General features: G+C 58.4%; 10 protein-coding genes. 9 read left to right on the top strand and 1 reads right to left on the bottom strand.

Annotated features, from left to right (window positions below; genetic code table 11):
• Positions 1 to 80: 80 nt before the first annotated feature.
• Positions 81 to 1,229 carry an MFS transporter gene (locus BM344_RS02285; protein ID WP_091985534.1) on the top strand — a complete coding sequence of 383 codons (1,149 nt, stop codon included), beginning with the start codon at positions 81 to 83 and terminating at the stop codon, positions 1,227 to 1,229.
• 3 nt (positions 1,230 to 1,232) lie between these two features.
• On the opposite strand, the gene BM344_RS02280 is transcribed toward BM344_RS02285, so the two are convergent.
• Positions 1,233 to 2,105 (bottom strand): LysR family transcriptional regulator, encoded by an 873-nt coding sequence (locus BM344_RS02280; protein ID WP_091985532.1) that lies wholly within the window; start codon positions 2,103 to 2,105, stop codon positions 1,233 to 1,235.
• 420 nt (positions 2,106 to 2,525) lie between these two features.
• Here BM344_RS02280 and leuC point away from each other — a divergent pair, with 420 nt between their 5' ends.
• From leuC to trpB, 8 genes are all read left to right on the top strand, one after another.
• Positions 2,526 to 3,944, top strand: a complete 1,419-nt coding sequence (gene leuC, locus BM344_RS02275) for a 3-isopropylmalate dehydratase large subunit (RefSeq protein WP_091985530.1) — start codon at positions 2,526 to 2,528, stop codon at positions 3,942 to 3,944.
• 16 nt (positions 3,945 to 3,960) lie between these two features.
• The gene (leuD, locus tag BM344_RS02270; protein ID WP_091985528.1) at positions 3,961 to 4,608 is read left to right on the top strand and encodes a 3-isopropylmalate dehydratase small subunit; all 648 of its coding nucleotides are present in this window, start codon (positions 3,961 to 3,963) and stop codon (positions 4,606 to 4,608) included.
• A 120-nt stretch (positions 4,609 to 4,728) separates the two neighbouring features.
• Positions 4,729 to 5,802 carry a 3-isopropylmalate dehydrogenase gene (leuB, locus tag BM344_RS02265; protein ID WP_091985525.1) on the top strand — a complete coding sequence of 358 codons (1,074 nt, stop codon included), beginning with the start codon at positions 4,729 to 4,731 and terminating at the stop codon, positions 5,800 to 5,802.
• A 130-nt stretch (positions 5,803 to 5,932) separates the two neighbouring features.
• Positions 5,933 to 7,048: an aspartate-semialdehyde dehydrogenase gene (asd, locus tag BM344_RS02260; RefSeq protein WP_091985522.1), complete on the top strand. Its 1,116-nt coding sequence runs from the start codon at positions 5,933 to 5,935 to the stop codon at positions 7,046 to 7,048.
• Positions 7,049 to 7,361: 313 nt separating this feature from the next.
• Positions 7,362 to 10,649, top strand: coding sequence for a FimV/HubP family polar landmark protein (locus BM344_RS02255; RefSeq protein ID WP_091985519.1), 3,288 nt, complete (start codon positions 7,362 to 7,364; stop codon positions 10,647 to 10,649).
• A gap of 104 nt (positions 10,650 to 10,753) precedes the next feature.
• The gene (gene truA / locus BM344_RS02250) at positions 10,754 to 11,662 is read left to right on the top strand and encodes a tRNA pseudouridine(38-40) synthase TruA (RefSeq protein WP_091985517.1); all 909 of its coding nucleotides are present in this window, start codon (positions 10,754 to 10,756) and stop codon (positions 11,660 to 11,662) included.
• On the top strand, positions 11,659 to 12,288 hold the full coding sequence (locus BM344_RS02245) for a phosphoribosylanthranilate isomerase (protein WP_091985514.1): 630 nt from the start codon (positions 11,659 to 11,661) through the stop codon (positions 12,286 to 12,288). The genes truA and BM344_RS02245 overlap by 4 nt, the downstream gene beginning before the upstream one ends.
• Positions 12,281 to 13,489, top strand: coding sequence for a tryptophan synthase subunit beta (trpB, locus tag BM344_RS02240; RefSeq protein ID WP_407656838.1), 1,209 nt, complete (start codon positions 12,281 to 12,283; stop codon positions 13,487 to 13,489). The genes BM344_RS02245 and trpB overlap by 8 nt, the downstream gene beginning before the upstream one ends.
• Positions 13,490 to 13,506: the final 17 nt, after the last annotated feature.

The following is a 13,506-nucleotide window of genomic DNA, read 5'->3' as shown; positions in this document are numbered from 1 at the left end:
TCCCTGGCGCTCCACATTTTTGGGCAATCGATCCCACCAAAGCCACCGGGCATCCCGGGTAGGCTGACAGGGGTTTCGCCATTTACTTTCGACTCTCTAACCTCTATTTCTGGTTCTTCGCTCTCCTGGGCGGGCTCCTCCCGTATTGGTCTCTCTATCTTGAGGGCCAGGGTTTTTCCTATCTCCAGATCGCCACGCTCATGGCGACCATCCAGCTCACCAAGATCGTTGCGCCCAGTGTCTGGGGTTGGCTCGGGGACAGAACCGGGCAGCGGGTTCGGCTGGTGCGATTTGGCGCCATTACCGGGTCGCTGTTCTTTGCGGGGGTATTTCTGGAGCCGGGTTTCTACGGTTTGTTGCTGGTTATGCTGGCGTTCACGTTTTTCTGGAACGCCATCTTGCCCCTTTATGAAGTGATCACGCTTCGGGCCCTGGGTGCCCAGAAGGAGAAGTATGGTCGCGTGCGGCTCTGGGGCTCGGTGGGCTTTATTGGGGCTGTGGCGCTGGTGGGTGGACTCCTGGAGTTGATGCCTATTCAGTCCCTGCCGTGGCTGCTGCTCCCGGTATTTGCTGGAATTGCCGTTTCGGCGTTTCTGGTTCCCTCCGAGCGAGGAGAGCGCAAGCCGCCTGCGCCGAAAGGCAGCCTGAAAGCCATCGTGACCCACCCGGCGGTGGTGACCTTCTTCCTGATGAACTTCCTGCTTCAGGTTTCGCACGGTGCCTACTACACCTTCTTCAGTATTCATCTGGCCCAGCATGGGTATGGCAAGCTGTCCATTGGTTTGCTCTGGTCCCTGGGGGTGTTTGCAGAAATCGCTTTGTTCCTGGTGATGCACCGGCTGACCCGGAACTTCACGGTTCGTCAGATTGCGATTGGGGCACTGACTCTCACCATGATCCGCTGGATCCTGATTGCCGAGGTCACGGATGTGGTGGTGGTGCTGTTGTTCGCGCAACTGCTCCATGCGGCGTCCTACGGGGTCTTACACGCGCTGTCCGTACAGTATATTCAGGGCTTTTTCGGGCAGCATCACCATGGCCAGGGGCAGGCGCTGTACAGCGGGCTGACCTTTGGTGCTGGCGGCGCGATCGGTGCCTGGTTGTCCGGTTTCCTGGTGGATGGGTTCGACACCTCCGCCGCGTTCTGGGGAGGGGCCGCGGCCATGCTGATCGCTATTGTGATTACCTGGCGGGGCCTGCGGCCGCCACCGGTTCCGGACCAGAGCTGAACGTCAGGCGTTTTCTTCCTGCTGGACGATCTCAAGCAGGGCTTTGGATGCGTTGCTCAACTGCCGGCCAGCCAGGCCGATGCCTCCCAATACCCGGGATACCGGCGTTCCAATGTCCAGCACTCGCAGACTGGTGTCGAGCATGCGGGTGGGCAGCACACTCCAGCCAAGGCCCACGCTGGTCATCATCTTGATGGTCTCCAGATAGTTTGTGGGCATTTGCGGATTCATGTGCAGGTTTGCCTCAAGGAATAGGCGGCTGACCACCCGATAAGTGGCTGTGCTGGTATCCGGAAGCAGCGCCGGATGCACGGCAAGATCCTTCAGTGTCGGTTTGGCCAGTTGCGATAGCGTGTGTTCCGCGCCGGCAACAAATACCATGTCGTCCGGCCACTGGGCAAAGACCTGAAAACTTGGCTCCATGCTGTCACTGAGGGTGACGAACGCAAGTTCGGCATTGCGCTTGCGCATCTGCTCGTAGGCCGCATCGGATTCCATGAACTGCAGATTGATCGATACCTGCGGATACTCCCGTTTGAACCGGCGCAGCCAGTTGGGCAGGTGGTGCAGGCCGATGTGGTGGCTGGCGATGATCTGCAGCTCGCCTTCCACCTCACCGGAGTCGGGGGAGAGGGCGACCCTGGCGTTGTGAATTTCATCCAGTATCTTGCGGGCGTGGGGCAGCAGCCGGCTGCCGGCGTCGGTCAGTCTAATCTGGCGGTGACTGCGGTCGATCAGCGTGGTGCCGAGCTGGTTCTCCAGGGCGGCCAGGCGCTTGGAAATGGCCGGTTGCGTCAGGTGCAGAGTTTCGGCCGCCTCCGAGAAGGAGCCCTGGTCGACGATCGTCAGAAATGCTTTAAGTGCGTTTGAATCCACGGAATTCTTGCTCCACAAAATCAACCTTGTGCGGGTTGCCTGGAGGCTCTGGCCTCCGAAAACACGCCCGTAAATACGTCCCTGTAGGGCTCGGTCGCGCCATCCCTGGCGCTCTACGGTTTTCGAAGGCCAGAGCCTCCAGTCAACACGGGCAGCACGGGTACACCTGCGAGGTTCGGGGCGCGGGTTGGGATAGTCTTTTCAAAACCGTAGAGGGCCAGGGATGGCCCGATTCGAGCCCACATGGATGTGCTTGTCGGCGTGTTTTGAAAAGACTATCCCAACCCGTGACCTTCTCCGTAGTATAACTGATAGGGATGGGATAGATAAAAAACATGAATTGAGGTTATTCAGGAGCTGACGTTAGAATAAGCGAATACTGAGCAAGAACCAGAAACCCCCAGAGAGTGAGAGAGAACCATGGCGGGCAAGACCTTATACGACAAATTGTGGGACGACCATCTGGTCAAACAGCGGGACGATGGCTCCGCGTTGATCTACATCGACCGTCACCTGCTGCACGAGGTGACCTCGCCTCAGGCGTTTGAGGGCCTGCGTCTTGCTGGCCGGAAGCCATGGCGGATTGATGCCAACATTGCCACCCCGGACCACAACGTGCCGACCACCGATCGGGATCGGGGTGTCGAAGGCATTGTTGATCCGGTGTCCCGGATTCAAGTGGAAACCCTCGATAAGAACTGCGATGAGTTCGGGATTCTGGAATTCAAGATCAAGGACCAGCGCCAGGGCATTGTGCATGTAATCGGGCCGGAGCAGGGCGCAACCTTGCCTGGTATGAGCATCGTCTGTGGTGATTCCCATACCTCTACACACGGCGCTTTCGGCTGTCTGGCTCATGGCATTGGTACCAGCGAGGTGGAGCATGTGCTCGCCACCCAGTGCCTGGTGCAGAAGAAAATGAAGAACATGCTGGTGAAGGTGAACGGCAAGCTCGGGCCGGGCGTGACAGGCAAGGATGTGGTGCTGGCCATCATTGGCAAGATTGGCACCGCCGGTGGTACCGGCTATGCCATCGAGTTCGGCGGCGAGGCTATCCAGGGCCTGAGCATGGAAGGGCGGATGACCATCTGCAATATGTCCATCGAGGCCGGCGCCCGGGTGGGCATGGTGGCGGTGGACGACACCACCATCGAGTATGTCCGTAATCGCCCGTTCGGTCCCAAAGGTGAGCAGTGGGATGCGGCGGTGGAGTACTGGCGTACGCTGCGCAGTGATGATGACGCCGAGTTCGACAAGGTGGTGGAGCTGGAAGGCTCCGAGATCAAGCCTCAGGTCAGCTGGGGCACCTCACCCGAGATGGTCGCTGGTGTTGATGGCAATGTGCCGGACCCGGAGCAGGAAGCCGATCCGATCAAGCGTGAAGGCATTGTTCGCGCCCTGAAATACATGGGCCTGAAGCCGAACATGCCGATCACCGAGATCAAGCTGGACCGCGTATTCATCGGCTCCTGTACCAACAGCCGGATCGAGGACCTGCGTGAGGCGGCGGCGGTGGTGAAAGGTCGCAAGGTGTCGCCGACGCTGAAGCAGGCAATGGTGGTGCCGGGCTCCGGTCTGGTCAAGGCCCAGGCCGAGCAGGAAGGGCTGGACAAGATCTTTATCGAGGCCGGTCTGGAGTGGCGGGACCCCGGCTGTTCCATGTGTCTGGCCATGAACGCCGACAAGCTGGGGCAGGGAGAGCATTGTGCCTCCACGTCGAACCGGAACTTTGAAGGTCGTCAGGGCTTTGGTGGGCGGACTCACCTGGTAAGCCCAGCCATGGCCGCGGCGGCTGCGGTTGCCGGGCATTTTGTTGATGTTCGTGAGCTGATGCACTGATCCACAGGAGAGAACCATGCGCGCATTTACGCAACACCAGGGTATTGTTGCCCCCATGGACCGTTCCAATGTGGACACGGACATGATCATTCCCAAACAATTCCTCAAATCCATCAAGCGCACCGGCTTTGGTCCGAACCTGTTTGATGAGCTGCGGTACCTCGACGAGGGCAAGCCGGACCAGGACAGTTCCACCCGGCCCATCAATCCGGATTTCGTGCTCAACCAGGATCGCTACAAAAACGCCAGCGTGCTGCTGGCCCGTCGTAATTTCGGTTGTGGCTCCAGTCGCGAGCACGCGCCCTGGGCGCTTGAGGACTTCGGCTTCCGGGTAATCATAGCCCCGAGCTTTGCCGACATCTTCTACAACAACTGCTTCAAGAATGGCCTGTTACCTATTGTTCTTCCGGAAGAAGTTGTAGATCGTTTGTTCGAGGAAGTGGACGAGAGCGAGGGGTATCAGCTGTCGGTGGATCTGGAGGCCAAGACCGTTACGACCCCCTCCGGTGAGACCTTCACGTTCGAAGTGGACGACTTCCGCCGGCATTGTCTGTTGAACGGTCTGGACGATATTGGCGTCACGCTGGAAGATGCGGACGCAATCCGGTCCTATGAGGAAAGTCGTCGCAAGACCGCTCCCTGGTTGTTTGGCGCTGGCAGCTGAGTCTGGTGTCGGATTACGCTGCGCTAATCCGACCTACGGTCCCGAAATGTTTGCAAGCTCCCCAGTAGGTCGGATTAGCGCAGCGTAATCCGACATAAAGGAATCCAACAAGGAAATAACATGTCCAGAACAATCCTCATGCTTCCCGGCGACGGCATCGGCCCGGAGATTGTCGCAGAAGCGGAAAAGGTCCTTCACAAGGTTAACGAACAGTTCAATCTCGGTCTCACGTTCGAGGCGGGACTGGTCGGTGGTGCTGCTATCGATGCCACCGATACGCCGCTCCCGGATGAAACTCTCGAGAAAGCCAAGGCCGCCGACGCCATTCTGCTAGGCGCCGTTGGTGGACCGCAGTGGGACAATCTGCCCATGGCCAAGCGGCCGGAAAAGGGGCTGTTGGGGTTGCGCTCCAACCTTGAGCTGTTCGCCAACCTGCGTCCGGCCATCCTGTATCCGCAGCTGGCTTCAGCGTCTTCCCTCAAGCCCGAGGTGGTCTCTGGCCTGGACATCATGATCGTGCGGGAGCTGACTGGCGGTATCTATTTTGGCCAGCCGAGAGGCGTTCGGGAGCTCGAGAGCGGCGAGCGCCAGGGGTATAACACCTACGCTTACAAGGAATCGGAAATTCGTCGAATCGGTCGCGTTGCCTTTGAGGCGGCCCAGCAGCGGGGCAAAAAGCTGTGCTCCGTAGACAAGGCGAATGTGCTGGAAGTCACTGTCCTGTGGCGTGAAATCATGAACGACCTGCGCCGGGAATACCCGGATGTGGAGCTGTCCCACATGTATGTGGATAACGCCGCCATGCAGCTGGTTCGGGCACCCAAGCAGTTTGACGTGATTGTGACTGGCAACATGTTTGGTGATATTCTTTCGGACGAAGCGGCTATGCTGACCGGTTCTATCGGCATGTTGCCCTCGGCTTCCCTGAATTCCCGGAAGCAGGGCATGTACGAGCCTTGCCATGGCTCGGCACCGGATATCGCTGGCAAAGGCGTCGCAAACCCGTTGGCCACGATTCTCAGTACCGCCATGATGCTTCGTTACAGTCTGAACGAAGAGAAAGCGGCCGAAGCGATCGAGGTCGCGGTCAGCAAGGTCCTTGATCAGGGGCTGCGAACAGCGGACATCATGTCCGAGGGTGCGAACAAGGTGTCCACCCGGGAAATGGGAGAGGCTGTTCTCGCTGCGTTATAATCAGCCGCTGAACAATCCGATAATTTGAGACCCGACGGTGACGGGATGCAGTTGCCGCGGGATCATCCACCCTGTCCCTGCCAGCGATAACGGTAGCGGGCGGGCATAAAACGAGGTCTGAAGATCGCCCATGAAGCGAGTTGGACTTGTAGGTTGGCGTGGCATGGTGGGCTCTGTCCTCATGCAGCGCATGCGTGAAGAAAACGATTTCGCAGACATCGAGCCGGTGTTCTTTACCACATCCCAGGCAGGCAAACCTGCGCCGGACGTGGGCAAGGAGGGGGTGCCCCCTCTGCAGGATGCCTTTGACATCGATATTCTGAAAGCCATGGATGTGATCGTTACCTGTCAGGGCGGCGACTACACCGGTGAGGTCTACCAGAAGTTGCGCGATGCTGGCTGGCAGGGCTACTGGATTGATGCGGCATCCACATTGCGGATGGCCGATCATTCCGTGATCGTGCTGGATCCGGTCAACCGGAACGTCATTGATGCCGCGCTTGAAAAAGGCGTCAAGGATTATATTGGCGGTAACTGTACCGTCAGCCTGATGATGCTGGCCCTCGGTGGTTTGCTGGAGCAGGACCTGATCGAGTGGGTGTCGCCCATGACCTATCAGGCGGCTTCCGGCTCCGGTGCCCAGAACATGCGTGAGCTGCTCAACCAGATGGGCGAGCTCAACAAGAGCGTGAAGAGCGAGCTTGAGGACCCGTCCTCCGCGATTCTGGAGATTGACCGCAAGGTTACCGAAACGATGCGCTCCGGTGATTTTCCCACCGAGCATTTCCAGGTTCCGCTTGCAGGCAGCCTGATTCCGTTCATCGACAAACAACTCGATAACGGCATGAGCAAGGAAGAGTGGAAAGCCGGCGTTGAGACCAACAAGATTCTCGGTCGCTCCGCCAATCCGATCCCCATCGACGGTATCTGTGTGCGGATCGGCGCCATGCGCTCCCACAGTCAGGCGCTGACCATCAAGCTCAAGAAAGATCTGTCGGTGTCAGAAATCGAGGGAATCCTGGCAAAGGCAAACGACTGGGTGAAAGTCATCCCCAATGAGCGCGATGCGACCATTGAGGAGCTTACTCCGGCGAAGGTCACTGGCACCTTGAGCGTTCCGATCGGGCGCATCCGCAAGCTGTCCATGGGACCGGAGTATATCTCCGCGTTTACCGTTGGCGATCAGCTGCTGTGGGGCGCCGCTGAGCCGCTGCGGCGGATGCTGCGGATTCTTCAGGAGCGTTAAAAATTGTTACACAGAGGCAATAAATGCCAACTGTGTCCGGTTTCAATGAACCGGTAAGGGGGCGGAGGCTGATTTCAGTCTCCGCCCCTGTTATTTTCAAGAGCGCTAGGCAGTTCCGCGCGATTGATAAAAAATCGGTACAAGGATTGCGGCTGATTGATTGATAAAAGAGGTTTTATCAACAATACTTGCCGGACTGAATGTTAAAAAGAACACATAATAACGAGAACGATCCAGACGGAAGTCATCCAACCTCGTCCGATTCTGTTTGAAAAAAGCAGTAACGAATAACGGAGACTGGAAAGGAAAAAGCATGAAGGTACGCAAGCTTGCGGTTGCCCTGGCTCTGGCGGGAGGGCTCGGATCCGGCGTCGCACAGGCCCTGGGACTGGGTGAACTCGAACTTCAGTCCTATCTGAACGAGCCACTGGACGCGGAGATCACTTTGCCTCAGAGCCGAGGCATCAATCCAGCGGACGTGTTCGTCAATATTGCTTCACCAGAGGCCTATGAGCGGGTGGGGCTGGACCGTAACCAGTTTCTGAGCAAGCTCAGGTTCCAGGTGGTGCCGGGCAACGACGGTCGTCTCATCATCAACGTTTCGTCTCGCGAGCCCCTGCGCGAACCGTACCTCAATTTCCTGCTTGAACTGACCTGGCCCAATGGCCGCCTGTTGCGGGAATATGCCGTGCTGGTTGATCCGCCCGTCTATGCCGAAGAGTCCGGTGTAGAAGAGCAGATAAGTGCACCGACCGTGAGTTCGACACAGACCGCTCAGCAGCCTACCGCTGCACGCAGTGCCGAGTCTGCAAGGCGTCAGGCCCGGGCCGAACAATCCCTCAGCTCTGGCTACCGCGCAAACACCTTTGGACCCACCGGTCCCTCTGACACCCTCTGGACAATTGCGTCGCAGGTTCGCCCCGATGACAGCGTGTCCATGCAGCAGGTGATGTTGGCAATCCAGGATTTGAACCCGGATGCCTTCATGGACGACAACATCAACCGTCTCAAGCGGGGTGAGGTTCTCCGGATTCCTTCGATGGACCAGATCCAGAGCCGTTCCCGTGCTGAGGCTACCCGCCTGGTGGCCCAGCAGAATCAAGCCTTCCAATCATCCCAGCGTACCGTGGACGCTACCTCAGAGCAGTCCGCAGGTTCGGCAGCCCAGGCCGCCAGCGGGACAGGTGGTGATGAGCTCAAACTGATCGTGGCCGACGACGGCGACCAGCAGCCATCAGAGAGTGGCTCAGCCGGTGGTGACGGCCAGTTGCCCGGCGGCGTTGACGCCGGTACCGCTGTCGCTATGGAAGAGCTCGAGAGTGCGCGGCGCGAGAACGCAGAACTGAACAGCCGCGTGGAAGACCTCCAGGATCAGGTTGAAACACTGCAGCGTTTGCTGGAGTTGAAGAACACTCAGCTGGCCGAAATGCAGCAATCCGCCACGACGGGCGATGATGCCGCCCAAGGCGCCGGTGATGCCGCAGATGCTGTGTCAGGTGAAGCCGGGGCCGAAACCGGAGAGGCCCAGACAGATACGGAAGCGTCTGTAGCAGGTGGTGAGCAGTCAGCCCTGGCAGAGGGCGAGGTTGCCTCCGATGACATGGCGGAAACCGAAACGGATGCCGCTGAGGCACAGGAGTCTGCGGAAACTGTCGCGGAAGCGCCCGCCGACAAGGCTCAGGAACCCGAGCAGCCGGTGGCGGTGGATGCAGATGCCACGGCTGATTCCGATCCCTCGGACCTGGATGACTCCTCGGCTGAAACAGCACCTGCGGCGACACAGCCGGCAGAGTCTCAGCCAGAGGCGCAGCAGCCTGCGCCCAAGCCAAGTCAGCCGGCCGCGGATAAAGGGTTTCCGGGCAATATCATTGATGCCATCACCAGCAATCCGATTTACCAGATTGCCCTCGGTGGCGGCCTGATTGTTCTGCTCCTGCTCTTGCTGCTGCTTGCCCGCAGGAACGCCAATCGGGAGAAAGCGTTTTACGAGCAGCTGAATAGCGAGTCAGAGGAGAGCGGAGATTCCTTCGATCTCAGCCTTGAGGATGAGGAGCAGGAATCTTCTGAGGGCGATGCGATTGCCGAGGCTGACGCTTACATTGCTTACGGTCGCCACGACCAGGCAGCCCAGACTCTGGAAAATGCCATCTCCCGGGAGCCAAGTCGTACGGATCTCCGGCTGAAGCTTTTGAGCGTGTATGCCGATAACCAGGATCGGGACTCCTTCGAAAAGCAGTTTGGTGAGATTGAGGCGCTGGAAGACGAAGATGCCATTGCCAGCGCGAATGAGCTTCGTGCACGGCTTGAAGAAGCCGAATCCATGCCGAGCATCGATGATCTGGAGTCTGAGTTGCGTTCTGATTCCTTCACGGCTTCCAAAGAGGTTGCCGATGAGGACGAGTCGGATTACAGCCCGGATTTCGAGAGCGCATTTGCCAGTGAAACGGAAGGAGCCGACGAAGAAGACAAGCCGGCCTCCGATGAGCTTCTGGCAGACCAGTTCGACGCCGAGAAAGAAGAGCCGCAGGAAAACGAATTTGGAGAGTTCGATTCGGATTTCGAAGACGTTGACCTGAGTGAATTTGAGGAACAGGAATCCTCCACTTCCGGGGATTCCGAGCAGGCGGAAAGTCCGAAAGAAGAAAGCAAGGATGACATGATCGAGTTCGACCTCTCGGGTATCGAGCTTGAATCGGACGACGACAAATCCGCTTCCGGGGACGAAACGACCGAGGCGAGCGAATCCGAGGCATGGGATCTTTCGTCGGAATTTGAGTCTGACGTTGAGGAATCTGCGCAGACCGAAGTTCCCGATGATTTGTCGGAAGAAGAGGATCTCAGCCTCGATTTCGAAGCGTCAGACCTGAGTGACGATGAAACCGCTGCCGAAGAGGTTGCCAAGTCTGATAAGGCAGGTCAGAGCGAGGAAGATTCCGAGGGCGATCTGGAGTCACTGGACGAGTCTTTCCTGGACGATCTGGACGCTGAGCTCGACAAGGTGGCCGGGGAAGACGACGAGCTTGGAGGCAGCGAAATGGAGGAGTCTTCACTGGATGATCTCGAGCTGGACGTCTCCGATGAAGACCTGGCGCTGATGGAAGAGATCTCGGACTCTGGTGACTCTGCCAACCAGGACGACGAACAGGAGTCGCTGGATGAAGAACTCGGACTTGAGGATGCCCTGGGTGAGGACGATACCCTCGGCGACGCCGCAGGCGCAGGTCCCGAAGAGACCGTAGAGAGCGCGGAAGACCTCGAACAGGAGGGTCTGGATACCCTGGAGACTGCCGAAGAAACAGCGGACGAGAGTGCCGGGGAAGACGCCGAAGGCGAAGCCGAGCTGCCCGTAGCCTCCGACGAGGTGGGTGGCAGCGGGAAAAAATCGGCAGTCGCTGACATCGACGAAAGCGAACTCGGCGATGACGATGATTTTGATTTCCTCGCCGGAACCGATGAAGCGGCTACCAAACTGGATCTAGCCCGCGCCTACATTGAAATGGGCGATACCGATGGTGCCCGAGACATTCTCGAGGAAGTTGCACTCGAGGGTAATGAGGAGCAGAAGGCGGAAGCGCAAGATCTCCTTAAAAATCTGTCCTGATTCGTTATAATCAGGCTCAGGCAGCAAGCGCCGGCGACTGGAAGCGATTCCGGTATCAAGCCGGCGCTTTGCTTTTCAGGGAAACACTCACTCCGGGCTAGCCTTTGTTTCTTCAAAACCCGCCACTGACCACCGATAACGCCATAGGCAACGGGCGCGTGATCATTGCGTTTGAATACGACGGCCGGGGGTTCCACGGCTGGCAGTTGCAGAAGTCCGGGGTTCGGTCAGTGGAGTCCGAGTTGTCCCGTGCTGTGGGAAAGGTTGCCGATCATCCGGTTGAACTGGTGTGTGCCGGCAGGACCGATGCGGGCGTTCATGCCAGCTACCAGATTGCCCATTTCGATACGCCCTCGGTACGTAACCTTCGCTCCTGGGTCATGGGAATTAACACTGCGCTTCCCGAGGATATCGCCGTTCACTGGGCGGGCAGCGGCGTCGGCGATTTTCACGCCCGCTTCTCGGCGACCTATCGGCGTTACCGGTACATTATATACAACCATCCGGTCCGCCCGGGCATTCAGCGGGGGCAGGTGAGCTGGACGTTCCGGCCCCTCGATGCCGAACGAATGCACGTTGCGGCCCAGGCGCTGGTGGGCGAGCACGATTTTTCGTCCTTTCGGGCGGCGGGTTGTCAGTCGAGGACACCGATTCGTTTTCTGGAGAGAATCTCGGTAACCCGAAAAAGGGACTTTGTCGTAATCGATGTCCAGGCGAACGCCTTTCTTCATCATATGGTTCGTAACATTGCCGGCGCACTTATGGCAGTTGGGTCTGGCAAGGAGTCTATTGACTCAATTCGTGAGATACTGATGCAGAGGGATCGGACGGTTGCCGGTGTGACCGCACCGCCCCATGGTCTCTACCTGGTCGACGTAGGTTATCCGGGCGAGTTCGGGGTGCCGGAAGCCGAATGCGGTCCCGGGTTCTTGAGGCCGTGGTTCACCCGTTCGGAGAACAGCCCGCTCGCCCCGACACACATTCATCCCAAACAACGGGTGACGACACCATGACTGCACGGGTGAAAATCTGTGGGTTGACCCGCCCGGAGGATGTACGGGCGGCAGTGGAGAGCGGAGCCGATGCCATCGGACTGGTGTTCTATCCACCCAGCCCGAGAAGCGTTTCCCCGGCCCAAGCCAGGGCCTTGGCAAATGAGGTGCCTGCCTTCGTAACGGTGGTTGGCCTGTTCGTCAATCCCACCCGGGAAGAAGTTGAGTCCGTTCTTGAGCAGGTGCCGCTGGATCTGCTTCAGTTTCACGGTGATGAAACACCGGCGTTCTGTGCCGGCTTCGGTCGCCGCTGGATCAAGGCCATACGGGTAAGGGAAGCGGGTGAGATTGAGGATGCCTTTGCGGATTATCGTAACGCCGCAGGTCTGTTGGTCGATGCCTGGGACCCCGAACGGTATGGCGGTACCGGGAGAGTATTTAACTGGGACCTGATTCCCCAGGAGCGTCCGCTGCCGCTTATATTGGCCGGCGGATTGTCATCTGATAACGTATCTGCCGCTGTGGAACAGGTCCGTCCCTGGGCTGTGGATGTCAGCGGTGGTGTGGAAAAAGGCAAGGGCATCAAGGATATCCGGAAAATCCGTCACTTTATTAACGAGGTTCACCGTGTCTGTAAAACTGACTGAAGAAATGCTGAGCGCACTGCCGGATGCACGGGGTCACTTCGGGGCCTTTGGGGGTCGGTTTGTGTCCGAGACTCTGATGGATTCCCTGATGACGCTCGAGAAGGAATACGCACATCTCAAGAAGGATCCCGAGTTCCAGGCGCGTTTTGATAAAGAACTGGCAGATTATGTGGGCCGCCCGACGCCCCTTTATTTTGCCGAGCGTCTTACCCGTGAGACCGGCGGTGCCCAGATCTGGCTCAAGCGGGAGGATCTCTGCCACACCGGCGCGCACAAGGTGAATAACACCATTGGCCAGGCGCTGCTCGCCAGTTTTCTGGGCAAGAAGCGGATCATTGCCGAAACCGGTGCCGGACAGCACGGCGTTGCAACCGCGACCGTATGCGCGCGCCTGGGCCTCGAGTGCCACGTTTTCATGGGGGCAGAGGATGTTCAGCGCCAGTCCCTGAACGTGTTCCGGATGAAACTTCTGGGTGCCACGGTCCATGCTGTTCAGAGCGGTACCAAGACTCTGAAAGATGCCATGAACGACGCCATGCGTGACTGGGTGGCGAACGTCGACGATACCTTTTACATCATCGGCACTGTGGCCGGGCCGCACCCGTATCCGCTACTGGTTCGTGATTTCCAGTCGGTGATTGGTCGCGAGACCCGTCGTCAGGCCCTCGAGAAAACCGGCAAGCTGCCCGATGCGCTGGTGGCCTGTGTCGGTGGCGGTTCGAACGCCATTGGCATGTTCTATCCGTTCCTGGCCGACGAGAGCGTGCAACTGTACGGAGTTGAGGCCGGAGGGCTGGGTATCGAAACCGGTAAACACGCCGCGCCCCTGTGCGCCGGTCGCCCCGGCGTACTGCACGGTAACCGGACCTATCTGATGGAAGATGAGAACGGGCAGATTGCCGGTACCCATTCGGTCAGCGCCGGTCTTGACTACCCGGGCGTTGGACCGGAACACAGCTGGCTGAAAGACATCGGTCGCGCGCAGTATGTGTCTGTCACCGACGACGAAGCCATGGAAGGGTTCCGTAAGCTGACCCGGGTCGAGGGTATCATGCCCGCCCTGGAGACGGCGCATGCCGTGGCTTATGCCATTCGACTGGCTGCCACCATGGATAAGGACCAGACCGTTGTGATCAACGTTTCTGGCCGCGGCGACAAGGACATCAACACGGTCGCCAAACTCGAAGGCATCGAGATCTGAACTATTGACAGGAGCAG

Source organism: Marinobacter gudaonensis (genome assembly GCF_900115175.1).
Lineage (GTDB): Bacteria > Pseudomonadota > Gammaproteobacteria > Pseudomonadales > Oleiphilaceae > Marinobacter > Marinobacter gudaonensis.
The sequence above is the reverse complement of the archived record's forward strand: the minus strand, read 5'-3'. Positions and strand labels throughout refer to the sequence as shown.